Raw genomic sequence first — 23951 nt, 5'->3', positions numbered from 1 at the left:
GAAACTGATCCGGAGCCAAGCGGGCTGCGCATCGATTTGCACAAAATAAGAGCACAATGGATATCAGACTTGCTTAAAGAAGCAACACATCTCGGAATGGATTTTTCATCTCCTGACACTGAGGGGAATGGAATCCTCATTCTGACGCGAAAGCGCAATTGCCCGTCCGATAAAGGATTGACGCTAACGCCCTAACCGATAGGAATGATTGCATTAATTGCAGGAGGCGTCATGCGCAGCACCAAAGTCATCCATATTGTCGGCTGTCACGCAGAAGGCGAAGTCGGTGATGTCATTGTCGGTGGCGTGGCCCCTCCTCCCGGCAAGACTGTGTGGGAGCAGTCGCGCTTCATCGCCAGCGACGAGACCCTGCGCAATTTCGTGCTGAACGAGCCGCGCGGCGGTGTGTTTCGCCATGTCAATCTGCTGGTGCCACCAAAAGACCCGCGGGCGCAGATGGGTTTCATCATCATGGAGCCAGCCGATACGCCGCCCATGTCCGGGTCCAATTCAATCTGCGTCTCCACCGTTTTGCTGGATAGCGGCATTATCCCGATGCAGGAACCCGTGACGCGCATGGTGCTGGAGGCGCCGGGCGGAATCATTGAAGTGGAAGCCGAATGTCGCAACGGCAAGGCCGAGCGCATCAGTGTGCGCAACGTTCCATCTTTCGCTGACCGTCTGGATGTCTCATTGGAAGTTGAAGGCCTTGGCACGATCATTGTCGACACGGCTTATGGCGGTGACAGTTTCGTCATTGTCGATGCAGCTTCTATCGGAATGAAGATCGAGCCGGGCCAGGCGCGGGAACTTGCCGAAATTGGCGTGAAGATTACCAAAGCCGCCAACGAGCAGCTTGGTTTCCGCCATCCTGAAAAAGACTGGAACCACATTTCCTTCTGCCAGATCACCGAGCCGGTTACGCGCGACGGCGATGTGCTGACTGGCGTGAACACCGTTGCCATTCGCCCGGCCAAACTCGACCGTTCCCCGACCGGCACTGGCTGCTCGGCGCGCATGGCAGTTCTGCACGCGAAAGGCCAGATGAAGGTCGGAGAGAAATTTATCGGGAAGTCCGTGCTGGGCACGGAGTTTCATTGTCGATTGGACAAGGCTCTGGAGCTTGGTGGCAAACCGGCCATCAGCCCCATCATTTCCGGTCGCGCTTGGGTGACGGGAACTTCGCAGCTCATGCTCGATCCGAGCGATCCGTTTCCGAGTGGGTATCGTCTCTCGGATACCTGGCCAAATATGCCAGAGTAAGCCAGAGCAAAGCGCCAATAAAAAACCCCGCACAAAGCATGGCATTGGGCGGGGTTTTCTTTACTCATTCAGATGAGGCTTACGCGAAGTCGAGTGCGCGGTCGCCGTCTTCATCCTTGATGCGCGATGGCAGGCCGATCTGGTTGAGGATGTGGAGGAACGGCTTTGGATTAAGCTCTTCCACATTCACCATCTTCTTCACATCCCATTCACCCGAGGCGATCAGGATTGCGGCCGCAACCGGCGGAACGCCAGCGGTATAGGAAATGCCCTGCGAACCCACTTCGTTGTAAGCGTCCTTATGGTCGGCAACGTTATAGATGAAGACTTCCTTCTCCTTGCCGTCCTTGGTGCCCTTGACGAAATCACCAATGCAGGTCTTGCCGGTATAGTCTGGTGCCAGCGACGATGGATCAGGCAGAACGGCCTTGACCACCTTGAGCGGCACGACTTCCAGACCTTCGGCAGTCTTGACCGGCTGTTCGGACAGGAGGCCCAGATTGTTCAGCACCGTAAAGACGTTGATATAGTGATCGCCAAAGCCCATCCAGAAACGCACATCTGCGTTCGGGTAGTTCTTAGACAGCGAATGCACTTCATCATGACCAGTCATATAAGCCTTGCTCGGGCCGACGACAGGCAGGTCAAAGGTGTGGCCGACTTCGAACATCTTGTTCGACTGCCACTGACCGCCCTGCCATGAATAGACCGTGCCGGTGAATTCGCGGAAGTTGATTTCCGGGTCGAAGTTGGTCGAGAACCAGCGGCCATGCGAACCGGCATTGATATCGACGATATCGATGGATTTGACTTCATCGAGATAGTCGTCAGCAGCCAGACGTGCATAGGCATTAACCACGCCCGGATCAAAGCCAATGCCGAGAATGGCGGTGATACCCTTCTCTTCGCATTCCTTGAGATGCTTCCATTCGTAGTTGCCATACCATGGCGGGGTTTCGCAGATCTTCTTCGGATCTTCATGGATCGCGGTGTCCATGTAAGCCACGCCCGTATCGATACAGGCGCGAAGGACCGACATATTGAGGAAGGCCGAGCCGACATTGATGACGATCTGAACGCCCGTCTTCTGGATCAGAGCCTTGGTGGCTTCAATATCCAGCGCGTCCAAAGCATGCGCTTCCAGCTTCACCTCGGTCTTGAGGCTCTTCTTTTCATGCACGCTATCGATAATCTTGCGGCATTTCTCAACCGTGCGGGACGCAATATGGATATCGCCCAATATGTCAGAGTTTTGCGCACATTTATGTGCAACAACCTGTGCCACGCCCCCGGCGCCGATAATGAGAACGTTCTTCTTCATTTTCTGTCGATGCTTCCTCTTCCAGCGGTTACCCGCCATCTGTTAACCGTCCCGATTGCCTTCTCACCCGGAACACATGAATTCATTGCAGTTTGAGGGCTGCAAAAGGATCTTTAAGAAAGCGACCCTTCAAAATCCGCATAATCAAATTCGCGGACTAATTTGACCGTGCCATCAAGTTCACGCACGGCAATGGCTGGCATCTTCACGCCATTAAACCAGTTCTTCTTGACCATGGTATAACCGGCTGCATCTTCAAATGAGAGGCGGTCCCCAATGGAGAGCTCCTTGTCGAAAGTGAACTCGCCGAAAATATCGCCAGCAAGGCAGGATTTGCCGCAAACCATATAGCTGTGCCCGCCATTGTTGGGCGCCATCTTCGCCTTTTCGCGATAGATGAGCAGATCGAGCATATGTGCTTCGATCGAGCTATCGACGATGGCGAGGTTCTTGCCGTTATAAAGCGTGTCAAGAACCGTCACTTCCAGCGTCGTGGTCTTGGTGATCGAGGCTTCGCCCGGCTCCAGATAGACCTGCACGCCGAACTTTTCCGAAAACGCCTTCAGGCGCGCGCAGAATTCATCGACGGGATAATTCTCACCGGTGAAATGAATGCCGCCGCCAAGGCTGACCCATTCGACACGATGCAGAAGCGAGCCGAACTTTTCTTCGATATCGGTCAGCATCTTGTCGAAAAGACCGAAATCGGAATTTTCGCAATTGTTATGGATCATAAAGCCGGTCACGCGGTCCATGACCTTTTCGACCTTCGCAACATCCCATTCGCCAAGACGACTGAACGGACGCGCCGGGTCAGCCAGATCAAAGGTCGAAGACGAAACGCCTGGGTTCAGACGCAAGCCGCGCTTGATATGCGCTGCCTTGTCGGCAAAACGCTCCAGCTGACCGATCGAATTGAAGATGATCTTGTCGGCGTGGCTGATAACTTCGTCGATCTCGTTATCAGCATAGGCCACGCTATAGGCATGGGTTTCGCCGCCAAATCTTTCATGGCCGAGACGCACTTCATTGAGCGATGACGACGTGGTGCCGTCCATATATTCGCTCATCAGATCAAACACCGACCACGTGGCAAAGCATTTCAGCGCCAGCAGAGCCTTGGCGCCGGACTTTTCGCGCACATAGGCAACCTTTTCCATGTTGCGCTTCAGCTTGGTCTTGTCGATCAGGTAGTAAGGCGTCTGGATCATGAGAGTTCCGGGTCGTCCAAAGGGGAAATCTGGCCTCGCCAGCAAGGCTGGTTTGCCAAGTTGAGGAAACACACAGGTGGTTTCCCAAATTATTCGAAGGCTTATAGGAAGCTTGTGACAGAAACACAAATCCGCCACAGCATTATCGGGAAAAAATTTCCCCACAAGCTATCGCGGATTACTTCCCGACCTTCAGCAGGTGAGCTTCATATAGAGCTTTCTGCAGGAATTTGAACCCCTTCCCTCTTCTAGAGCGGTTCCGGTTGATAAGAAGTCGTTGGAACCGCTCTATCTGTTTGTTTTTACGCATGTCTTTATCCCGAAACTGGTTCCCGCTTTCGGGAGACATGCGCTACCCCTTGCCCTGCCGTTTTCATTGAAAGTCTTTGCCCGGACAAATGGCTTCTGCCGGCCGATAGGGCTCGCTACAATCCCAGAAGTATCATCAAATTAATTAAACAAGCATTTGCTTGACAAATTACAGCCCCGGGCGTAGCCATTTTCTCCATGTTCGGGGCGACCTCATTCAGACTTTCGCCCGCACGATGACAGTCAAAGGAAAATGAAATGCAGGATCAGAAGCCGACCGCCGGTTGGGGAGACCTGTTCGCAGGCAGAAACGCTATCGTCTCGCTGACGCTTGTCGGCGGTGTCGCGCTTCATGCCATCAACGTGTTCATCGCTACAACCATTCTGCCAACAGTCGTCGCCGACATTGGCGGCATGGACTATTATGCGTGGAACACGGCGCTGTTCGTGACTGCATCCATTCTCGGCTCGGCTCTCGTGCCGCGCCTGCTTTCCCAGGCAGGCCCGCGCAGCGCCTATCTGATCGCGGCGATAATCTTCGCTGCCGGAACCCTGACCTGTGGTCTGGCTCCATCTATGCCTGTCATGCTGGCGGGGCGCGCCATACAGGGTCTTGGCGGCGGCATGATGCTCGCCCTTTCCTATTCCATGATCCGCATCGTTTTCGACGAAGCATTGTGGCCACGCGCCATTGGCCTCGTTTCCGGCATGTGGGGCGTGGCCACACTTGTCGGCCCTGCCATCGGCGGTGTTTTTGCGGAGCTTGGCATCTGGCGTGCCGCCTTCTGGTCGCTCGCGCCGGTGATTGCTGTGTTCACCATCATGGCTATGACGGTGCTGCCACGTGAATCCGGCTCCGCCGCCAGCAATGACCGGCTTGCCTGGCCACAGCTCATCCTTTTGACCGCTGCAGTCCTCGCCGTTTCTGCTGGAAGTATTTCATCCGAACTGGCGTTCAATGCCGGAGGCGTCGCGCTTGCCATTATTCTGCTGCTTCTCCTCGCAGCCGTGGAAAAGAAAGCCAGCAGGCGCATTCTGCCGAAAGGCTCGTTCAGCATCCAGAAACTCGGCGCGCTTTATCTGACCCTCGCCTTCCTCAGCGCATCCGTCACCAGTTCCGAAGTCTTCGTGCCGCTGTTCTTTCAGGTGCTGCACAACCAGTCGCCGCTTGTTGCGGGTTATCTGGCAGCCATCATGGGCGGCAGCTGGACACTTGGTTCCATCGGATCGTCAGGGATTGCCGCCGGGCGTACCGACCGTGTCATTCTGGCCGCCCCCGTCATGGGCGTGGCGGGCATGGTTACGCTGGCCGTTCTCATTCCGGCTGGCAGCGAAGGACATTGGTACGATCTGCTGCCGATCTGTATCGCGCTGGCCGTCATCGGCTTTGGCGTTGGCCTGACATGGCCGCACCTGCTGACCCGCATTTTCAAGCGTGCCGACGCAGAGGATCAGAATCTGGCTTCCGCATCCGTGACCATGGTGCAGCTTTTCACGACCGCCCTTGGCGCAGCACTTGCAGGAATGGTTGCCAATATGGCTGGCCTCACCAATCCCGGCGGATTTACCGGCACTGCACATGCCGCACTTTGGCTCTTCTCCGGCTTTGCCATTCTGTCTGCACTGGCATTCGTGTCGGCACTCGCTCTGGTCCGCAGCGCGAGACAGCCGCAACCGGCATAGTGCTAAAAGGATGGTTAGGCGGTCGGCGCAATAACGTAAGCACAGCGCCGCGCACCGGCCAGAATATGCTCGGTGCGATTTACAGAAACATCAGGGCCAAGCACGGCCCTGAATACCTGAAGCTCTGATCTGCAGAAGCCCTGACAGGCATCTGCAGCGGCGCAGATAGGACAATGATTTTCGATGAGCAGCCAGGAACCATCGTCCCGCTTTTCGGCATCAGCCATGTAGCCTTCGGCGGAACGAATGTCGGCAAGTTCCTTCACTCGCTGGTCGAGCGACAAATCCTTCAGCCGTGTCTGATATTGACGGCGCGTCTCGGTCTCGCGATGGGCGATCAGCGTGTCCAGCGCATCGTCACCAAGAATGGTACGCACCGAATGAAGAAGCTGAACCGTCAGATCGGCATGCGTATCGGGGAAACGTTTGTTACCGGCTTCGGTAAGATCCCAGAACAACGAAGGGCGACCAACGCCTTGGGATACGGAATGTGAGGAAACAAGCCCTTCCTCTACCAGACGCACGAGCTGTTGGCGAACGGCCTCACCTGTGGTTCCCAAATGTTCCCCGATGGTCGCGGCGGTCTGCGCTCCCCGCATCTTGAGCGAGAGCATGATCCTCTCCGCGGGAGAACGTGCTCCCAATTCATCGGTATTTAGAAAGTCATTCCTTGACATATGTGCCATTTTCTATTTAAAGAAGGATTATCTTGTTAAATAGGTGATCAGGCCTGTCGAAGCAAGATAATTCTGAATTTTCAATATTCAAACCGGCTTTCGTCAAAGCCAGAGTCCACACCGGGATAGATCCTCAGGATGCTGAACGGTGATTATGCTCAAGCGATCAGGAGTTTTAAAATGAGCTTCACTTTGCCACCACTTCCCTTTGCAACCAACGCGCTCGAAGGCGCCGGAATGGGCACGGAAACGCTTGAGCTGCACCACGGCAAGCACCATCAGGCCTATGTGACGGCACTCAACGGTTTCGTGGAAAAAAATGACGCGCTCAAGGGCAAGTCGCTCGAAGAAATCATCCTCTTCGCCAAGGATAAGGCTGATCTAGCTCCCGTGTTCAACAATGCCGGCCAGCATTGGAACCACGATCTGTTCTGGCAGAACCTGTCGGCAACCGGCGGCCGCCTGCCTGGCGCTCTGGAAAAGAAGATCGTCGAGGATTTCGGTAGCGTCGACCAGTTCAAGGAAGCCTTCAAGGCTGCGGCCGTCGGCCAGTTCGGCTCGGGCTGGGCATGGCTGGTTCTGGCCAATGACGGCAAGCTGAAGGTCACCAAGACGCCAAATGGCTCCAACCCGCTGGCAACAGGCGAAGGCAAGGCACTATTAGGGCTTGATGTCTGGGAGCATAGCTATTATCTCGATTTCCGTAATCGTCGGCCTGACTATGTAACGAATTTCCTCGACAAGCTGGCCAACTACGAATTCGCGGAAGCCACCCTGAAGGCAGCATGACGCGCTTACATTGATTGTGATCAAGGCGTTTTGCCCGCAGCGGATGCAGTCTCCACGGAGCTGCACGACTGCGGGCAAAATGCAGCAATGACCGATAGAAACCGAACCGACCAATCCATTCCATAGGCGCCGTCCTCCCAAGCGGTGCTGGAGCAAGACAGAGACAGTTCCGAAAATGAGCAGCAACTTCAATCAGGAAACCGTCACCGACATCCATCACTGGACCGACACGCTGTTTTCCTTCCGCACGACGCGCGACCCCGGTTTTCGCTTCCAGAGCGGCCAGTTCATCATGATGGGCCTGGAAGTGAACGGCAAGCCGCTCACACGCGCCTATTCGATTGCCTCGAGCCTTTACGAAGACGGTCTGGAATTCTTCTCGATCAAGGTGCCGAACGGTCCATTGACCTCAAAGCTTCAGCACCTGAAGGTTGGTGACCAGATCATCCTGTCCAAGAAGCCGGTCGGCACGCTGCTCTATGACAATCTGAAGCCCGGAAAAAATCTCTGGTTGCTTTCGACCGGCACCGGTCTCGCCCCATTCCTGTCGATCATCCGTGATCTGGAAGCCTATGAACGTTTCGAGAAGATTATTCTCGTTCATGGCGTACGTCAGGTGGCAGAGCTTGCCTATACGGACTTCATCGCCAATGAATTACCGCAGGATGAATTCCTCGGCGAAATGGTCAAGAACCAGCTCATCTACTATCCGACCGTCACACGTGAGCCTTACAAGAATCGTGGCCGCCTGACCGACCTCATTCGTTCGGGTCAGCTCTTTGCCGATATTGGTCTGCCGGAATTCAACCACGATGACGACCGCATGATGCTCTGCGGCAGCCCGGAAATGCTGGCCGAAACCAAGCAGATTCTGGAAGAACGCGGCTTCAAGGAAGGCAGCCAGAGCGAAGCCGGACATTACGTCATCGAAAAGGCTTTTGTTGAAAAGTAAGCCCTGCCACAAGCGCTGGAAAATGAATAGAGGGAGGCGTCGGCCTCCCTTTTTCTTTAACTGTACTTATTGAGATCGTACCGCCTGCAGGAAAAACGTCTTCACACCGGCGATCATCTCGGCACGATCCATCATATCCGGGTTGGAGATGATCTCATCGACCGCACCGTGCAGCGCATTGAACAGAAGTACAGCCGTCAAACGCGTATCGGCGATTTTCCATGCGCCTGCAGCATTACCGTCGGTTAACAACGCATCGAGCCGGACGATTGCCGGATTTTCCTGCTTCATGCGACGCATGGGCGGGTGAAAATCATGGAACACCATGTCGTGGAGTTTGTAGTTGTCGAGATAGCCGGCAATTCCGGTCTCGGCCCATGCAGCCAGTTTTCCCTGCCAGTCGTCGGCGGGAAGTAGACCGAGTTGACGCTCCAATCGCTCGCAAAACCCATCGACAAATCGCTCCCGCAAGGCAAGCAGGATGTCGTCCTTGCTGCGAAAATGCAGGTAGAACGTACCTTTGGCGACGTCCGCCAGACGCACGATTTCATCCACGCTTGTCGCCGCGAAGCCCTTTTCGAGGAAGAGGGCTTCGGCTGCAGCCATCAGCTCGTCGCGACGTATTTCCGCTGGTTTGGTGCGGGGCTTGGGCTTGATGGCAGTGGAAGGCAAATCAATCTCCAAAACTTCAGGTCGCTGCCAATTTATCCCGGATCGCCGCCCTGTCAAAATCAAGCTGATTTGGTCGAATGACCCTATCTTCCAGCCAATGCAGCGCCGCATCGACATTGGAGAATGTGCCCGCGGGGACGCGAAACAGCTTTTCTGCATCCATGCGGCTTGCCTGTTCATAAACAGATTCCGGAACGATGTTCACCATGCCCAGCACCTGTTCGCGAATACGCTGCGCATTCTGCTGCAACCATTGTTTCACTTCCCGTGCCGAACCTTCGGGATGCGCAAGTGCATCCTCGTCCAGAAAACGGCGAATCGTGATGAAGGGCTTTCCCTCATCAAGCCATCGATTCCAGACATCAAAGAATTCACGCGTTTCGTCCAAGGTCGATGCGCCCTTCGACAAGGTGACCACGTAAGGCCAATTTTCCGTATGGTGAAGCATCACGCTTCCCTCCTGCTCGATATCCATCAAACTCTCTGTGGCAATGCCGCTTTGAGCCGTGACGGCGATCCGGCAACCGGCACGCACACAAGCAAGTTGCAGAACCACCGCACGACTCATGACTGACTATCAGTCAGTCACTGTGTGACACGAAAACATGAATTATTCAATCATGTTTTTGCATGTAGGATTCTTGCACGAGTATGGAGGCAGTTATCGCCATGAATGTGCGAGACCTAACCCTTAGCGACGGACTAGGTTTTACAGCGAAGCACGTTTGGACATTGTCTATGTGGGAGATATTGCGCCTGTCCACACAAGACGTAAAGCCTCAGCTATTCAGTTCAAAATCGAGCCCGATATCGAGGTTCGGCGCGCTGTGCGTGGTCCAGCCAACCGAGATCAAATCAACGCCGCTGGCTGCAACCGCCGCCACCGTTTCCGGCGTAATGCCGCCCGAGGCTTCGGAAATGGCGCGGCCGTCGATAATCGAGACCGCCTCGCGCAATTGCGCAGGCGTCATATTGTCGAGCAATACAGCGTCCACACCAATGGCCATCGCCTCCTCGAGCTGTTGCAGCGTATCGACCTCGACCTCGATCTTGACCATGTGACCAGCACCGGCCTTGGCGCGTTCGATAGCCTCGCGCACACCGGCCGCAACGGCGATATGATTGTCCTTGATGAGCACCGCATCATAGAGCGCGAAACGGTGGTTCATGCCGCCGCCTGCCCGGACTGCATATTTCTGCAAGGCGCGCAGACCGGGCGTCGTCTTGCGGGTGCAGACGATGGAGGCCTTTGTGCCAGCCACAGCCTTGACCAGATTAGTCGTCGCCGTGGCGATGCCGGACAGATGGCCAAGGAAATTCAGCGCCGTCCGTTCTCCTGCGAGTATAGAGCGGGACGAGCCGGAAACCCGGGCGACATCCTCCCCTTTTTCAAGAGACTGACCGTCCCGCGCCAGACGTTCGAATGTGACATCCGGATCGACCAGACGAAATGCCATTTCAGCCACGTCCAGCCCGGCGATAACGCCCGGCTGGCGCAGGCTGAACAGCATGGCCGAGCAGTGTTCTTCCGGCACCACCGCATTGCTGGTAATATCACCAGCAAGCCCCAGATCTTCCAGAAGCGCAGCGCGCACCAGCGGTTCGACGACAAGCGGAGACAAGCGCGGCAGGTTCATCATGCAGTCCTTGTAACAGGGTGAGGCGCGGCAATGTCGCGTGCCAGTGCGAAAGCTGCCGGAAAGGTGAAAAAACTGCGGACTGGAGCCGCAATTTTGGCGGGATAGTCGGTGCGGGCATGACTGCCACGCGACTCGCGCCGTTCATATGCCGCAACCGCAGCAACCAGCGCCACGGCTGCGGCATCGTCGGTCTCCGCGAGGGGGAGAAGGGTGGTGATTGCGGAGCGCAAACCTTCTTCATCACGCAGCAGGCCAAGATGGCTGGAAACGACGCGCCGCGCCGGTTCGGGATCGGCGCTCTGCGGCAGGCTGACCGGCACGGGATGCCGCACGGCGGCCGCCTCTTCACAGCCAAGCGCGCGGGCGACGCGTAGCCCCATGGCGGCAGCTTCAAGCAGCGAATTGCTGGCCAGCCGGTTGGCGCCGTGCAGGCCGGTGCAGGCCGCTTCGCCCACAGCCCACAGCCCCGGCAGACTGCTGCGCCCGTCGGCGTCGGTCCTGATGCCGCCCATATGGTAATGCGTGGCCGGTCTGACCGGGATCATATCACTGGACGGATCAATGCCATGCTGTTTGCAAAGCGCGTCGATACCGGGAAACCGGGTTGCAAAACGCGCACCCAGAGCCGCGCGCGCATCCAGATAGACCTTGCGCCCTTGTGCAATCTCGTTGCCAATGGCACGCGCCACCACATCACGGGGCGCAAGCTCACGGCCCGGAATATCAGCCATGAACTGCTCGCCACGATCATTGACGAGCTTAGCGCCCTCCCCGCGCACCGCTTCGCTAACCAGCGGCAGACGCGGCGCAGAAACGGCAAGCGCGGTCGGGTGGAACTGCACGAATTCCATATCGGCAAGCACAGCGCCAGCGCGGCCTGCCAGAGCGGCACCTTGGCCGAGATTGCCAAGCGGCGTGGTTGTTGCCTTATAAAGTCCGCCGATCCCGCCCGTCGCCAGCACCACGGCGGTTGCTGCAACCGGTCCGAGATTTTCAAGACAGGCACCGACCACACGGCCATCCTGCTTGATCAAACGCAGGGCGCGGGTGTTTTCCAGAACTGTGATCGAAGGCGTTGCCAGAACCTTTGCGGTTAAAGCTCGTATGATGCCCGCCCCCGTCGCGTCGCCATCCACATGCACAATGCGATGGCGACTATGGGCGGCTTCCAGACCGAGCGAAAACGAACCGTCCGCCTTGCGGTCGAAGTGCACGCCATGCGCTTCCAGCGCGGCAATGACTTCCGCGCCTGCCGCCACAATCTCCGCAGCCACGCCCCGGTCACACAGGCCGTCGCCAGCCGCAATCGTATCGGCCAGATGCAGCGCCGCGCTGTCATCCGCGCCAACACTTGCGGCAATGCCGCCTTGCGCCAGCATGCTGGAACCGGACAGGCCGAGGCTTCCCGCTGTCACCAGCAACACCGGCTGCGGAGATAGTGTCAGCGCCGTCATCAGACCGGCAAGACCGCTGCCGATGACGAGAACCGGGAGCGGGGCCGTGTTCATACCGCCAGCATCCGTTCGACGGCGCGCCGGGCAGGCTCCATCAGTGCTGCCTCGACGGTCACTTCATGGCGATTGTTTTCCAGCGCATCGCGAATGTTGGCAAGCGTGATCCGCTTCATATGCGGGCAGAGATTGCACGGGCGGATGAACTCGACATCGGGGTGATCGACAGCGACATTGTCGCTCATCGAGCATTCGGTCAAAAGCACGACACGCTGCGGCTTTTTCTCGCCGACATAATCCGACATGACCGCCGTGGACCCGGCGAAATCGGCAGCTTCCACCACGTCCGGCGGGCATTCAGGATGGGCCAGAACCACCACACCGGGGTGGCTCTCGCGCAATTCGCGAATATCGTCGGGGGTGAAGCGTTCATGCACCTCGCAATGGCCATGCCAGGCGAGAATTTCGACATCGGTTTCGCGCGCCACATTCTGCGCCAGAAACTCGTCGGGGATCATCAGCACGCGCGGCACGCCGAGCGATTCCACCACCTTTTTGGCATTGCCGGAGGTGCAGCAAATATCGGATGCCGCCTTCACGGCAGCGGATGTGTTGACATAAGTAATGATCGGCACGCCGGGATGCGCTTCACGCAGCAACGCCACATCTTCCGGCGTGATGCTGTCGGCCAGCGAACAGCCCGCCCCCATATCCGGGATCAGCACTGTCTTGCCTGGATTGAGCAGCTTGGCCGTTTCGGCCATGAAATGCACGCCCGCCAGCACGATCACATCGGCATCGACCTCCGCAGCCTTGCGCGCCAGCGCCAGACTGTCGCCGACAATATCGGCCACGCAATGGAAGATTTCCGGTGTCTGGTAATTATGCGCAAGGATAACCGCATTGCGCTTTTTCTTCAGTTCGAGGATCGCCGCAACGTCGTCCTCGAAGCCCAGCCACTCCGCCTTCGGCAGGACTTTGGCCACGCGATCATAGAGTTGCGAGACGGAAACATGATCGTTCATGGGTGATCTCCCGAGTGCATCCATTATACTCAACTTGAGTATTTCATTTTTGCGAAGTTATACTCGATTCGAGTATATTGTCAATCGCGAGAGATTGGCAGCTTGGCACCAGCCAGATGGCGCTCGGAAAGGGCGCGTTCCTCGACAATCGAGTAGCGGAAACGGAACAGTTTTGCCGGGCGACCGCCGGTTTCGCTGTCGCTTTCGCCGGTTTCCTCGACGAGATCCTGCTGTTCGATCAGGCGGCGGAAATTCTGCTTGTGCAGGCGCAAGCCGGCCAACGCCTCGACGGTGCGTTGCAACTGCAGCAGGGTGAAACTTTCCGGCATCAACTCGAACACCACCGGGCGGTATTTGATCTTGGCACGCAGCCGCGCAATTGCCGTGGCAAGGATACGGCGATGATCGGCAAACATGGAGCGGCCGTTCTCGTCTTCCTTCATTCCGGCCTCGGCCACCAGACCAGCCTCGAACAGCAGCTCATAACGTTGCAGTACAAGGTCTTCGTTCCAGCGCCCGCTCCACTCTCCGCTCTCAAAGCCGAAGGTGAAAGCGATGCGCCGCATGCGCTGCGCTGTCAGCTCCGGCGTTTCGGCCCGATAGGCCCAGACAAGCAGCGCATTGTTGAGATGCTCCATGATCGCCGGTTCGCCCTGACGGTGATCTTCCCACGGCAGATAATCATACCAGCCGCGCCAGCCCGCCTGCCCCGCCGCCGCATCGCTTTCGCGCACGAGGCCCAGATAGCTGATCGAGATGATGCGCTCACCCTGCGCATGGCGGTCACGGTCGGCAAAGGTATAAAGCTGCTCCAGATAACCGACCGGATGTGCGGTTTCCGACTGCACCCAGGCGCGCAGACCCGATTGCAGAGAACGATGCTCGCTTTCGAACGGACCCGACGGTAAAGCTTGTCCCTGCCGCACAGTCATGACGCGCGGCTGTTCACTGGTCACAGCCGTCAGCACGGCAATCAGTTCGGTATGGGCAATATCGTCGGTCACGGCAACTCCGGAAAACAGTTCCGACATTGAACGCGATTGACGAATAAATACAAGGCGCTACCGCCATACGGCACAGGTTTTGCTATTCAGCCCTTGGGTTTCGCGCCGAAAACATGCTCCGGCCCCGGAAATGCACGCGCCTGCACCTCTTCGGCATAGGCTTTGGCTGCATCGGAAATCTGCGGCGCCAATTGCGCAAAACGCTTCACGAAACGCGGCGTGAAATCCTGAAACAGCCCCAGCATGTCGTCTGAAACCAGTATTTGTCCATCACAGGCAGCCGAAGCCCCAATGCCAACCGTCGGAATGGCAAGCGCTGCGGTAATCTCTCGCGCCAGCGGCTCCACCGTACCTTCAATGACCAGCGCGAAAGCACCGGCATCGGCAATGGCCTGTGCATCGCGGCGAATCCGGTCGGCTTCCTCGTCGCCACGTCCAAGTGAGCGGAAACCGCCGACCGTATTGACCTGCTGCGGCATCAGCCCGACATGACCGAACACCGGAATACCCCGCTTGACGAGGAATGCGACCGTTTCGGCCATTTCCTCGCCGCCTTCGAGCTTGACGCCGTCGCAGCCGGTTTCCTGCATCACACGAGCCGCATTGCGGAACGCCTGTTCCTTTGATTCCTGATAGGAACCGAACGGCATGTCGACGATGACGCAGGCCCTCTCGGCCCCGCGCATCACCGCCTGCCCATGGGCGATCATCATGTCGAGCGTGACAGCAAGGGTGGAATCCATGCCGTAAAGCACCATGCCGAGTGAATCCCCCACCAGCAGCAGGTCGCAATGCGGATCGAGCAGACGCGCAATCGGTGTCGTATAGGCGGTGAGGCTGACAATCGGGCGCTCGCCCTTGAGGGCCGAAATGGCCTTCGGCGTCAGTCGCTTCTGTTTAACGGATGCGCTCATCTCAGGCCGCCTGTTCCTGCGCGACATGCGCGATCACGCGATTATCGAGAAGCCGCGTCGTGCCAAGCCGCACGAACAGCGCGACGAGCACCGGACGCCCCTGAACCGATGTCAGGCGCTCAAGCGTCACCGGATCGCGGAGTGCCACCACTTCCGGCGTCGCCAGCGGTTCCGTGGCAATGAAAGTGCGAATTGCCGCTTCCAGCGCATCGGGATCATCCACGCCGGAGCGATAAAGTCGCTCGGCCTCATCGAGTGCCTTCGGTACGATGATGGCGGCGGCGCGTTGTTCGGGCGTTAGATAGACATTGCGGGACGAACAGGCGAGCCCGTCATCCTCCCGCACCGTCTCGACGCCGACCACTCGCACCGGAATGGCCATGTCCTCCACCATGCGGCGGATGATGACGAGTTGCTGAAAATCCTTTTCGCCGAAATAGGCGGTGTCCGCGCCGACGATATTGAAGAGCTTGCTCACCACCGTCGCAACACCGGCGAAGTGGCCGGGACGCGCCTCGCCTTCCATCTGGTTGCCGAGGGTTGGCACATCCACCACCGTCTGCATCGGCTGCGGATACATGTCGCTGACCGCTGGCGCGAAAAGATAATCGACATCCGCTCCGCGCAACAGAGTGGCATCCCGTTCCAGATCGCGCGGATATTTGTCGAGGTCTTCATTCGCGCCGAATTGCAACGGATTGACGAAGATGGACACGGCGGTCACGTCATTTTCCGCTCTGGAGCGGTGAACCAGTTCAAGATGGCCTTTATGGAGGTAGCCCATGGTCGGCACGAAGCCGATGCGTTTTCCAGCCCGCCTTGCTGGTGCCAAAACCTGACGCAATTCCTCAATGGTGCGGATGATCTGCATGAGGTCCTCCTCGCGGCCCGAATTTGTTGGCCGCGAGTCCTACAGCGTCAGCTCAAATATGACAACTGCAGAGGAAAGAACGCTGTCAGCATACTTTACTGCGTGGGGGTAGTTACCGCGCCAACCGTATTGCCGACAGCACGACCGAAACGGTCAATCTGCTCGTCATAGGTTTTGCGCGTGTTCGGATCGAACACGGCAATCGGCGCTGTCACCACCAGCGAGGCAGCCGTGCCGACACCCTGTGCCGTACCCATCGCTACCGCCCCCAGACGATCACCGAGGCCCACCTGCGAATCCGTGATGGTCTGGCCTGCAACAAGGCGCTGACCGATCAGCTGCACGACTTCCGGACTTGCAGCAAACTTGCCATGGTTGAGACGGTCACCCGCCTTCAGCTGTGTCAGGTCGATAACGGTGATGCCTGCTTTTTCCAGCTCGGAGCGATAAGGCTCGATTGACGGATCGATCTGGCCGAGACGGTCGATATTGCCCGAAATGCGCCGTGACAATGCAAGCGCCTTGTCATCCCGCGACGTGAACAACGTGAAGCGCGGATGCTGCTTGCCCATGGCAAGGAACTGCTTGGAGAACACATCGACGTCGAGATCGGGCGATGCCAGAATGACATCCGTTATCTTGGCATTGACGCGACCGTCGCGGATCGCCATCTGCCGCAGAGCCTCAACCGTCAGCCAGCTGCCCATCGAATGGGCCATGACAGTGATATCCTTGACCTCGGGTTCACGCGCGATGGCGCGCAAGATCTGTTCCAGCGCATCGCGGGAATAATTGGTACTTTCCTTGTCGTAGTTGTAGTCGAAAACACTGGCGCGCGATGGCCAGGTAAAGATCACCGGTGCAACATCGGCACCGGAATCGTGCACGATCTGCGCAAAGCGATAGACGGAATCCTCGAACGTATTGTTGAAGCCGTGCACGAACACCATTACGCGGCGGCTTTTAGTCAGATGCGGGCGGACCCAGCCTGCCATTTCCACATCGGTCTTGACCGGTGTCACGCTGACGGTGGTGAAATCCTTCTGCGGATTTGGCGGCAGCTTCTTGGGCCACTGCACTTCACCCGCCTTGCGGTTCTTTTCCGGCGGAATGGACACAACGATCTCGTTGAGCGACACGAGCTTGTCGCGTTCGCCGGAGAAAAGAATGCCGGGATTATCAGACGGACGGCGCGTGGTGGCAACGACAAGATTCACCTTCGTCGTACCGGGCGAAGCGACATCGCCGACCGGGATAAGCACGCCTTCAGGCCGGCTGGCGCAACCGGCAAGCACAGACAAAAGAACAAGCAACGCAGGGGCAGTCTGAGAAAAAACGCGCCGCAAAACCAAACTCCCTCAACGCTACGCCAGCAGGTCTCTTATACGAGGGCGCTGAGATGCTGACGCATCACGCCCTGAAAATGCTCAATCGCCGCACAGGCTTAACCAAAACTCGATGGGTCAAACTCATCTAGTTTTGGTATTACACCCGAACTTTGAGGGTTAATATATTCTTTACCTGAAACCTTCTGCCAAGCCCCAATTATCCACCGTTGTCGGAACGCAAGGCGATTGCGGCTTATGGGTTACACACTGTTCAACAGGTGATACTTTCCTCACGATCAGCCCAGACCGATATATCCCCCAACAGCAACTCCGTTTCTGAAGGAGGCACATTATGGCATTGGAACTGACAGGGCTGCACCATCTGACAGCCATTACCGCCGATGCGCCCGGCAACCGGCGCTTCTATACCGACACGCTCGGGCTTCGGCTCGTCAAGAAAACCGTTAATCAGGACGACACCAGCGCCTACCATCTGTTCTACGCAGACGGGCTGGCTTCGCCCGGCACGGACATCACCTTTTTCGACTGGCCGGTACAGCGCGAACAGCGCGGCACCAACAGCGTCGCCCGCACCGGTTTGCGTGTGAACGGTGTCGAAAGTCTCGATTGGTGGCGAAAGCACCTTAACGATAAAGGCGTCCAGACGGGCGATATTTTCGAGGTCGCGGGACGGGCTGCTCTCGACTTCGAAGACCCGGAAGGGCAGCGCTTGCGCCTGACCGATGATGGCGGCGCGGGTGAGGCACATAGCTGGGACCGGAGTCCCGTGCCTGCTGAAAGGCAGATCAGAGGTCTCGGACCGATTACGCTTAGCGTTCCCGAACTGGCGCCGACCCAGATCATTCTGGAAAAGGTCATGAACATGCGCCAGACCGGCGATTACGCTTCGCCTGACGGCGAAGGCCATGTCCATGTCTTCTCCATGGGGCCGGGCGGTGCCGCCGCCGAACTGCATGTCGCGGTACAGCCGAACCTGCCGACTGCATGGCAGGGTGCGGGCGCCGTGCACCATGTGGCCTTCCGCACGCCGGATCAGGAAAGCATGCAGGAATGGGTCGACCGTCTGCGGTCCGTGCGCATGCCGTCAAGCGGCGAAGTGGAACGTTACTACTTCCGCTCGCTCTACTTCCGCGAGCCGAACGGTATCCTGTTCGAAATCGCTACCGACGGTCCGGGTTTCGCTGTTGATGAACCACTTGAAAGCCTTGGCGAGAGCCTGTCGCTTCCACCTTTCCTCGAAGGAAAGCGCGAAGCCATCGAGCGTAACCTGAAGCCCCTCGATTAATATAGTAAAAGGGCTGCGGAATTCTCCGCGGCCCTTTTATTTATATCTTGTCCCGAAGCCAGTCGCTTACAATGAGGATATCTTCATCGATGAGTGCATGCCCTGCTTCGACCGTGCTGATGGTAAGCGCCGCCCCGTCGTCTCTCAGGACTTTTTCCAGCGTTCCGGTCTCATCGCCGAACGGATCGGAAGCACCATTCATCAAAAGCACTGAAGCATCCGACAAATCCGCACCATCGGGCTGCTCCTCCAGAACCTCCTGACCGCGCAGAAGAACCGCCGTGCGAACCACATGCGGATGCAGGCGTATGAAAGCCGCCAGCAAATTTGCGCCGTTGGAGTTCCCGATAAAGGCTGTCCGATTCAAATCGATACCATAAGCGGCGGCGGCACCTTCAACGAAAGCCTCGAATGCCTGCGCTTCAAACTGAATATCGGCCTGATCGAATTTTTTCAGATCGAAGCGGCGGAACCAGCGCTGGATACCCTCTTCCGTGCTGCGTCCCCGTACCCCCAGAAGGGTTGCGCGCGGCGCAGCCTTGCGGGCGAACGGCATCAGGTCGTTTTCGTTTCCACCAGTGCCATGCAAAAGCACCAGTGTACTGCCATCCGGGTCTTCCGGCTGGTGTATCCGATGAACGAAAGGCAGATCACGATAGATGACGCGCTCTTCGCCCGGCAGAGCGAATTGCGGCATTCGTGCCCGAATGGCATCGGCCTTTTCTTCATTACCGGGCGGCACAAACAGGAACTGGCCCAGTTTCTCGACCGGCTCGTCTATTGCAAAGCCCGGTGCATCAGTTGCAAATTCGAACAGCGTTCCGCCCGGTTCGCGAACATAGAGCGACGTGAAATATTTGCGGTCGTGCACATTGACGGCGCTGGAATTAAGCTTGGAAAGCTCCTTCTCCGCCATTTCCACGTCGCCAGTATCTGCAGCACGAAAAGCGACATGATCGGCAATGCCCGTGCCGGGGATGCCCGGCCAGAAGCCGCCGGCGTCACGCACATCGATGGCGTCGCCGGAATCCGACAGAAGACGATCTATCGTGCCTTCTTTCGCCGAAGGCCTGAAACCGAAATAACGTTCGATGAAACCTGCCGTCTGTTCCGGCGCTTCGGACAGAATAGTCGCGGCACGCAAACGCCTGACGGCGCAAGCTGGCGGAATGCCTTCGCTTTCCCACGCATCATTGGCGGCAAGATCGCAGCCGACAAGCTTGACGATCACACCGTCGGGATCGCGCAGGCGCAGAACAGGTTCGCCAAACTCCTGAACCGGTCCTTCGGAAGGCACATGATAACGCAAGGCGCGTTCGAGCCAGAAACCGATGGCCGTGCGATCGATGGCAAGCGCGATTTCGCTGACCTGACCGTGGCCAACACGCCCCTTGGCACCATCTTCCCAGACCAGAAACGTAATCAACGATCCGGGCGTGCCCGAGCGGTCGCCATAGAACAGATGCAGCTGCTCGGCATCCTCGAACCCGCCTGTTTGCTTGACGATACGCAGCCCCAGAAAGCCGGCATAGAAATCGACATTCGCCTGCACTTTTCGGGTGATGAGGGTGATGTGGTGGATGCCGCTTGTCATGGACACTGTCTCCCCGATTCAAAACTTGAATCAGAGATAGAGCAGATGCTGCAGCTTGCCTATGGGGCTATGCAGTTACGCATTGTCAACGCACGGAGTTGAAAGCGAAGCAGGATGCAGGGGAGCTAAAAAAGAAAAAGGCCGCGCGGGAGGAGGATGCGCGGCCTGATCTTGAATACGGCTTGGGAGGAGGAGTGCCGCATTCCTTATCGAGTTCTGGGAGGAGGAGTGAACTCGATGAAGAGATATTTACCCGCCCCCCTTCACTGCAGCAACGGTCATTAATGCATATCAGTTATGCAAAGACGTTGATGCTCAAGAAAAAGGCAGATTCGCTAATACAGAAAACGCCCGGAAACCGGGCGTTTTTAAAGAATGGCCTGTAAAATTAGGCTCTCACAAAAAGTGGGCAATCAGGGGAGCAGCAAGCACATTCACGAGGCCAACAAGCACCATGACCAGCCCGGCAATCGAACCTTCTTCGCTACCGATCTGGTGGGCCTTGGCCACACCGGCTCCGTGCGCACCCATACCGAAAAGGGCTCCGCGTGCCAGCGCGGAGCGGATCGGCAGCCAGTTGAGCATGACTTCACCGAGAGCTGCACCGAACACACCTGTCAGCACCACGAAGATTGCTGTCAGGTCAGGCGTTCCACCAATGTCGCCAGAGACGGTCATCGCAAACGGTGTGCTCATTGAACGTGGCATCAGGCTGAGGCTGATTGCTTCGTTGAGGCCCAGCAGATGCGCCAGACCCCATGCGGAAGCCATGGCAGACGAACTTCCGACGACCACACCGGCCAGAAGCACCGGCCAATAGCGGCGGATCGTTGCGCGCTGCTGGTAAATCGGGACCGCAAAAGCAACCGTTGCAGGTCCAAGCAGCGCAACCAGCCAGTGGGTAGCACCGAAATAGCCGCGATAGTTCTGATTGAGCCCAATGACCAGCGCTATCAGCAACAATGGCGTAACAACGAGCGGCGTCAACCACCACATCGGAAAGCGGCGATAGACGCGCTTGGCAGCTAGATAAAGCAGGATCGTCGCGGCAGACCAGAAAAGCGTCGCAACAAGCGGATTACTTAGCGACATAACGCAGGCTCCAGCGGTAGCAGAGATCAACCGTCAGTGCGGTGACACTCATGACCGTCAACGTGCCGAGCAAAATCACAGCCATGATTTTCAGACCGAGCAGACCGAGCAGTTCCTTATGCTCGAGAATTGCAAGCACTGCGGGAACGAAGAAGAGCAACATTTCTGCTAGAAACCATTCTGCGCCGCGCTTCATGCTGAACAAGCTAACACGACCGCTCAGGAGCAGCGCCAGCACCAGCGCCATACCGACAATGCCACCCGGCAGAGGCAGACCGACGAGGCGGACGAAAAGCTCACCCGCCAGCCAGAAACCGACCAGCGTCGCAATCTGCATCAGACGGCTGTGATGCAGTGCGTAACGAAACCGGATCAAAAGGCTGTGGGCGTTCATGTGCTTTTCCAATGGGGACTGATGCATTTTCATGGGTGAATATAGGCCTTCTGGCGCTATTCTAGAAATGAATTGATTTCATTGCAGCTATTCCGTAATAGAATGGCTCATGAACTTGCGCAGCTTCCAGGCCTTTGTCGAAGTGGTGCGGCAAGGCGGTTTTTCCGCCGCCGCAAAAACCATCAACGCGACCCAGTCGACCGTCAGCAAGGCGGTCAGACAGCTTGAAGACGAATTGGGGCTGGTTCTGCTGGATCGTGAAATCTCTCCCTCTCGCCTCACAACGGCAGGTGAGATTGTCTTTCGTCGCGCGGTCGCCATGCTGGCGGAAAAAGACGACATGCTGGCCGAGCTGGGTGAGCTCCGCGGCCTCAAGCGCGGCCTGCTGAAACTCGGCCTGCCGCCCATCGGGTCCAGCGTGCTTTTCGCTCCCGTCTTTGCGGCTTATACGAAGCTTTATCCGGAAATCGACATTCAGCTGGTCGAGCACGGCAGCCGGAGGCTGGAGGAATTGCTGCTTGCCGGAGATGTGGAACTTGCGGCTTCGCTTCTGCCGGTTGAAGACAGCTTCGAGTGGCAGGATGTGCGGTGCGAACCGGTTGTGGCGCTTCTCCCGACCGATCATGCGCTTGCACGCGGTGACGGCGTTTCGCTGCAGGACATTGCCAGCCTGCCGTTCATTCTTTTCGAGAGCGGCTTTGCCCTCAACCACATTATCCTTGATGCATGTCGTTCGCATGGATTCTCTCCAAACGTTGCGGTCCGCTCCAGTCAGATTGACTTCATCGTCGAGCTCGTAGCGGCAGGCATGGGCATCGGCTTTCTACCAAAAATGATCGCGGAACAGCGGCATCATCCCGGCGTGCGCATCCACAGGATCAAAGGTGCCGATGTGAACTGGAATCTGGCACTGATCTGGCGAAAAGGCGCATTCCTGTCTCATGCCGCTCGTGCCTGGCTCGAGCTGAGCAAGGCCGGAACCGGCACCGCATCATCTTGAAACGCCCGCCATATCGCCTATCTCAAATAGATATACCGACTGGATAAGTGCCCCCGGCACCTCTTCAGCCATAGGCCCGTGTGTAGAACATTGCTCTACCCACCCGTTTCAAAGCGCGCGACGCCTGAAACCGCCAACGGATTTCTGCTCAGCGCTTCATCAGAAGGAGGCTATGATGGAAGGTCAGGTTATATTCTATAAGGACGACAGGATTCTCTACCGGCACCATATCGATGTGCAGGAAGACGATTATTCAAAGGGCGTCAACGACGCGCTCATTGCCTTTCAGCGCAATTATGCAGGCTTCGACCTCGCAGGCGACAACATTCACATTCGCTTCAAGAAGCCGGGTGACGTGTAGGTTTTGGAAGATTTTGCGGATCGAAACAGGCCGGTTCCCGAAACAGGGAAACGGCCTTGGTCCGCTGGTTCAAGCAAAAGCGGCTTCGCGGGCGACGCGATGAATATCGGTGCGTGAAAGGCCGAGATCGGAAAGCTCGCGGTCCGTGCAGCCACTAAGTTCGCGAATATTTTCGCGATACTGCATCCAGCGATGGAAATGGGTGCGAAGATTCATGGTGGTATCCCCTTTTTTTATCTTCCTCCCGATAGTGAGCTTCCGCCTTTCTCTGTCTTTTGAGAAGTGCATATCCTGCATGGCTGCTGTGATTGCAGCGAAATCCTAGCATTTCACCCGGATTTCCCAACAACAAAGGAAATTGCCTCCTATTGTTGTAATCATTATGTAATTCTAATTTAGATATACCTACTGTTTCGACACAGGCACCGGTTCATTCTAATTAGAGTTGGAGTGCATGAAAAAGACATTGATCATCGTCGGCAATGCGCCTTTGCCGCGCGATCTTTCTGCCGAAGTGGATGCTGCCGATTTTGTGGTCCGTTTCAATGAGCCAAAAAAGTCCATCGGCATGAGCGGCACCCGGACAGATCTCCTGATGCTGGCAACCTCAAGCAAGCCGATGCAGCGGCGGCTACGCGATCCGGGCTTCGTGCAGACACCGACTTTCAAGGCGGCCAAGGAAGTGATGCTTGCCTATCATCCAAGCATCATCCGCAAATATCACCCTGGTCCGAATTTCCTCTCCCGTCTCAAGGGAAGGCGTGGCGACTGGACTATGCAGACCATCGAAGTTGTCGGCTCTGCTGGCAAGGAAATCCGGATCATGCCGCCCCAATTCTATCTGGCCGGATGCAAAGAGCTGGGTGTAACCGACGAGAATATAAGCAAAGCCTTTCCAAGCACCGGCTTTTTTGGCATCTGGTACATGCTCGGAAAATGTCCGGAGGAAAGCTGGGACGTTAAAATCTGCGGCTTCACCTGGGAAGGCTGGAAACGCCACACCTGGGGAGATGAGCGCAGTTGGGTTGAGCAGAAGGTCAAATCCGGACGCATCAGCCTCATCCAGTGACCCAGCGCCATCACTATAATTTCCG

General features: G+C 57.0%; 24 protein-coding genes. 8 read left to right on the top strand and 16 right to left on the bottom strand.

What is annotated here, in order from left to right:
* Positions 1 to 231 precede the first annotated feature (231 nt).
* The gene (locus tag KWJ32_RS08315; RefSeq protein WP_010658262.1) at positions 232 to 1263 is read left to right on the top strand and encodes a 4-hydroxyproline epimerase; all 1032 of its coding nucleotides are present in this window, start codon (positions 232 to 234) and stop codon (positions 1261 to 1263) included.
* A gap of 79 nt (positions 1264 to 1342) precedes the next feature.
* Here KWJ32_RS08315 and KWJ32_RS08310 read toward each other — a convergent pair whose 3' ends face one another.
* Both KWJ32_RS08310 and nspC read right to left on the bottom strand, forming a co-directional pair.
* A complete protein-coding gene (locus KWJ32_RS08310; protein ID WP_010658261.1) occupies positions 1343 to 2584 on the bottom strand; it encodes a saccharopine dehydrogenase family protein in 1242 nt (413 codons plus the stop codon).
* Between the two features lie 113 nt (positions 2585 to 2697).
* Positions 2698 to 3795, bottom strand: coding sequence for a carboxynorspermidine decarboxylase (gene nspC, locus KWJ32_RS08305; protein WP_010658260.1), 1098 nt, complete (start codon positions 3793 to 3795; stop codon positions 2698 to 2700).
* Between the two features lie 567 nt (positions 3796 to 4362).
* Here nspC and KWJ32_RS08300 point away from each other — a divergent pair.
* Positions 4363 to 5787, top strand: coding sequence for an MFS transporter (locus KWJ32_RS08300; protein WP_010658259.1), 1425 nt, complete (start codon positions 4363 to 4365; stop codon positions 5785 to 5787).
* 14 nt (positions 5788 to 5801) lie between these two features.
* Here the strand turns inward: KWJ32_RS08300 and KWJ32_RS08295 are convergent, their stop codons facing one another.
* Positions 5802 to 6401, bottom strand: a complete 600-nt coding sequence (locus tag KWJ32_RS08295; protein WP_010658258.1) for a metalloregulator ArsR/SmtB family transcription factor — start codon at positions 6399 to 6401, stop codon at positions 5802 to 5804.
* 243 nt (positions 6402 to 6644) lie between these two features.
* On the opposite strand from KWJ32_RS08295, the gene KWJ32_RS08290 reads away from it, so the two are divergent.
* Entirely contained in the window at positions 6645 to 7253 is a 609-nt protein-coding gene (locus KWJ32_RS08290; protein WP_010658257.1) for a superoxide dismutase, read from the top strand.
* A gap of 175 nt (positions 7254 to 7428) precedes the next feature.
* The gene (locus KWJ32_RS08285) at positions 7429 to 8205 is read left to right on the top strand and encodes a ferredoxin--NADP reductase (RefSeq protein WP_010658256.1); all 777 of its coding nucleotides are present in this window, start codon (positions 7429 to 7431) and stop codon (positions 8203 to 8205) included.
* Positions 8206 to 8271: 66 nt separating this feature from the next.
* On the opposite strand, the gene KWJ32_RS08280 is transcribed toward KWJ32_RS08285, so the two are convergent.
* From KWJ32_RS08280 to KWJ32_RS08240, 9 genes are all read right to left on the bottom strand, one after another.
* Positions 8272 to 8877 (bottom strand): TetR/AcrR family transcriptional regulator, encoded by a 606-nt coding sequence (locus tag KWJ32_RS08280; protein ID WP_029375887.1) that lies wholly within the window; start codon positions 8875 to 8877, stop codon positions 8272 to 8274.
* A 16-nt stretch (positions 8878 to 8893) separates the two neighbouring features.
* Positions 8894 to 9445 carry a hypothetical protein gene (locus KWJ32_RS08275; protein WP_010658254.1) on the bottom strand — a complete coding sequence of 184 codons (552 nt, stop codon included), beginning with the start codon at positions 9443 to 9445 and terminating at the stop codon, positions 8894 to 8896.
* Positions 9446 to 9656: 211 nt separating this feature from the next.
* A complete protein-coding gene (nadC, locus tag KWJ32_RS08270) occupies positions 9657 to 10514 on the bottom strand; it encodes a carboxylating nicotinate-nucleotide diphosphorylase (RefSeq protein ID WP_010658253.1) in 858 nt (285 codons plus the stop codon).
* On the bottom strand, positions 10514 to 12025 hold the full coding sequence (locus KWJ32_RS08265; protein WP_040129900.1) for an L-aspartate oxidase: 1512 nt from the start codon (positions 12023 to 12025) through the stop codon (positions 10514 to 10516). The genes nadC and KWJ32_RS08265 overlap by 1 nt, the downstream gene beginning before the upstream one ends.
* On the bottom strand, positions 12022 to 12993 hold the full coding sequence (gene nadA, locus KWJ32_RS08260) for a quinolinate synthase NadA (protein WP_010658251.1): 972 nt from the start codon (positions 12991 to 12993) through the stop codon (positions 12022 to 12024). Before nadA ends, KWJ32_RS08265 begins: the two co-directional genes overlap by 4 nt.
* An 80-nt stretch (positions 12994 to 13073) precedes the next feature.
* On the bottom strand, positions 13074 to 14024 hold the full coding sequence (locus tag KWJ32_RS08255; protein ID WP_010658250.1) for a hypothetical protein: 951 nt from the start codon (positions 14022 to 14024) through the stop codon (positions 13074 to 13076).
* A gap of 59 nt (positions 14025 to 14083) precedes the next feature.
* A complete protein-coding gene (panB, locus tag KWJ32_RS08250; protein ID WP_010658249.1) occupies positions 14084 to 14911 on the bottom strand; it encodes a 3-methyl-2-oxobutanoate hydroxymethyltransferase in 828 nt (275 codons plus the stop codon).
* Between the two features lies 1 nt (position 14912).
* Positions 14913 to 15782, bottom strand: coding sequence for a pantoate--beta-alanine ligase (panC, locus tag KWJ32_RS08245; protein WP_036578237.1), 870 nt, complete (start codon positions 15780 to 15782; stop codon positions 14913 to 14915).
* A gap of 95 nt (positions 15783 to 15877) precedes the next feature.
* Positions 15878 to 17134 (bottom strand): alpha/beta hydrolase, encoded by a 1257-nt coding sequence (locus KWJ32_RS08240; protein ID WP_029375884.1) that lies wholly within the window; start codon positions 17132 to 17134, stop codon positions 15878 to 15880.
* A gap of 328 nt (positions 17135 to 17462) precedes the next feature.
* On the opposite strand from KWJ32_RS08240, the gene KWJ32_RS08235 reads away from it, so the two are divergent.
* Positions 17463 to 18416, top strand: a complete 954-nt coding sequence (locus tag KWJ32_RS08235; protein ID WP_010658246.1) for a ring-cleaving dioxygenase — start codon at positions 17463 to 17465, stop codon at positions 18414 to 18416.
* Between the two features lie 40 nt (positions 18417 to 18456).
* Here the strand turns inward: KWJ32_RS08235 and KWJ32_RS08230 are convergent, their stop codons facing one another.
* The 3 genes from KWJ32_RS08230 to KWJ32_RS08220 all read right to left on the bottom strand — a co-directional run bounded on the left by KWJ32_RS08230 (position 18457) and on the right by KWJ32_RS08220 (position 21496).
* Positions 18457 to 20010, bottom strand: a complete 1554-nt coding sequence (locus KWJ32_RS08230) for a VOC family protein (protein ID WP_010658245.1) — start codon at positions 20008 to 20010, stop codon at positions 18457 to 18459.
* Between the two features lie 396 nt (positions 20011 to 20406).
* The gene (locus KWJ32_RS08225; protein ID WP_010658243.1) at positions 20407 to 21102 is read right to left on the bottom strand and encodes an LrgB family protein; all 696 of its coding nucleotides are present in this window, start codon (positions 21100 to 21102) and stop codon (positions 20407 to 20409) included.
* A complete protein-coding gene (locus KWJ32_RS08220) occupies positions 21089 to 21496 on the bottom strand; it encodes a CidA/LrgA family protein (protein ID WP_010658242.1) in 408 nt (135 codons plus the stop codon). Before KWJ32_RS08220 ends, KWJ32_RS08225 begins: the two co-directional genes overlap by 14 nt.
* A 109-nt stretch (positions 21497 to 21605) precedes the next feature.
* On the opposite strand from KWJ32_RS08220, the gene KWJ32_RS08215 reads away from it, so the two are divergent.
* The gene (locus tag KWJ32_RS08215; RefSeq protein ID WP_010658241.1) at positions 21606 to 22496 is read left to right on the top strand and encodes a LysR family transcriptional regulator; all 891 of its coding nucleotides are present in this window, start codon (positions 21606 to 21608) and stop codon (positions 22494 to 22496) included.
* A gap of 175 nt (positions 22497 to 22671) precedes the next feature.
* Positions 22672 to 22857, top strand: a complete 186-nt coding sequence (locus tag KWJ32_RS08210; protein ID WP_010658240.1) for a hypothetical protein — start codon at positions 22672 to 22674, stop codon at positions 22855 to 22857.
* Between the two features lie 69 nt (positions 22858 to 22926).
* Here the strand turns inward: KWJ32_RS08210 and KWJ32_RS08205 are convergent, their stop codons facing one another.
* Positions 22927 to 23073, bottom strand: a complete 147-nt coding sequence (locus tag KWJ32_RS08205) for a DUF1127 domain-containing protein (protein WP_010658239.1) — start codon at positions 23071 to 23073, stop codon at positions 22927 to 22929.
* A gap of 238 nt (positions 23074 to 23311) precedes the next feature.
* On the opposite strand from KWJ32_RS08205, the gene KWJ32_RS08200 reads away from it, so the two are divergent.
* Complete coding sequence (locus KWJ32_RS08200; RefSeq protein WP_010658238.1) at positions 23312 to 23926, top strand: glycosyltransferase family 29 protein; 615 nt, start codon at positions 23312 to 23314, stop codon at positions 23924 to 23926.
* Positions 23927 to 23951: the final 25 nt, after the last annotated feature.

Source organism: Ochrobactrum sp. BTU2 (genome assembly GCF_024539785.1).
Classification (GTDB): Bacteria; Pseudomonadota; Alphaproteobacteria; order Rhizobiales; family Rhizobiaceae; genus Brucella; species Brucella anthropi.
This window is presented reverse-complemented; position numbering and strand designations above follow the sequence as displayed.

Coding starts and splice junctions, on each gene's coding strand:
- KWJ32_RS08315 (WP_010658262.1), top strand. CDS start 232: ATGCGCAGCACCAAAGTCATCCATATTGTCGGCTGTCACGCAGAAGGC.
- KWJ32_RS08310 (WP_010658261.1), bottom strand. CDS start 2,584: ATGAAGAAGAACGTTCTCATTATCGGCGCCGGGGGCGTGGCACAGGTT.
- nspC (WP_010658260.1), bottom strand. CDS start 3,795: ATGATCCAGACGCCTTACTACCTGATCGACAAGACCAAGCTGAAGCGC.
- KWJ32_RS08300 (WP_010658259.1), top strand. CDS start 4,363: ATGCAGGATCAGAAGCCGACCGCCGGTTGGGGAGACCTGTTCGCAGGC.
- KWJ32_RS08295 (WP_010658258.1), bottom strand. CDS start 6,401: ATGCTCTCGCTCAAGATGCGGGGAGCGCAGACCGCCGCGACCATCGGG.
- KWJ32_RS08290 (WP_010658257.1), top strand. CDS start 6,645: ATGAGCTTCACTTTGCCACCACTTCCCTTTGCAACCAACGCGCTCGAA.
- KWJ32_RS08285 (WP_010658256.1), top strand. CDS start 7,429: ATGAGCAGCAACTTCAATCAGGAAACCGTCACCGACATCCATCACTGG.
- KWJ32_RS08275 (WP_010658254.1), bottom strand. CDS start 9,445: ATGAGTCGTGCGGTGGTTCTGCAACTTGCTTGTGTGCGTGCCGGTTGC.
- nadC (WP_010658253.1), bottom strand. CDS start 10,514: ATGAACCTGCCGCGCTTGTCTCCGCTTGTCGTCGAACCGCTGGTGCGC.
- KWJ32_RS08265 (WP_040129900.1), bottom strand. CDS start 12,025: ATGAACACGGCCCCGCTCCCGGTTCTCGTCATCGGCAGCGGTCTTGCC.
- nadA (WP_010658251.1), bottom strand. CDS start 12,993: ATGAACGATCATGTTTCCGTCTCGCAACTCTATGATCGCGTGGCCAAA.
- KWJ32_RS08255 (WP_010658250.1), bottom strand. CDS start 14,024: ATGTCGGAACTGTTTTCCGGAGTTGCCGTGACCGACGATATTGCCCAT.
- panB (WP_010658249.1), bottom strand. CDS start 14,911: ATGAGCGCATCCGTTAAACAGAAGCGACTGACGCCGAAGGCCATTTCG.
- panC (WP_036578237.1), bottom strand. CDS start 15,782: ATGCAGATCATCCGCACCATTGAGGAATTGCGTCAGGTTTTGGCACCA.
- KWJ32_RS08235 (WP_010658246.1), top strand. CDS start 17,463: ATGGCATTGGAACTGACAGGGCTGCACCATCTGACAGCCATTACCGCC.
- KWJ32_RS08230 (WP_010658245.1), bottom strand. CDS start 20,010: ATGACAAGCGGCATCCACCACATCACCCTCATCACCCGAAAAGTGCAG.
- KWJ32_RS08225 (WP_010658243.1), bottom strand. CDS start 21,102: ATGTCGCTAAGTAATCCGCTTGTTGCGACGCTTTTCTGGTCTGCCGCG.
- KWJ32_RS08220 (WP_010658242.1), bottom strand. CDS start 21,496: ATGAACGCCCACAGCCTTTTGATCCGGTTTCGTTACGCACTGCATCAC.
- KWJ32_RS08215 (WP_010658241.1), top strand. CDS start 21,606: ATGAACTTGCGCAGCTTCCAGGCCTTTGTCGAAGTGGTGCGGCAAGGC.
- KWJ32_RS08210 (WP_010658240.1), top strand. CDS start 22,672: ATGGAAGGTCAGGTTATATTCTATAAGGACGACAGGATTCTCTACCGG.
- KWJ32_RS08205 (WP_010658239.1), bottom strand. CDS start 23,073: ATGAATCTTCGCACCCATTTCCATCGCTGGATGCAGTATCGCGAAAAT.
- KWJ32_RS08200 (WP_010658238.1), top strand. CDS start 23,312: ATGAAAAAGACATTGATCATCGTCGGCAATGCGCCTTTGCCGCGCGAT.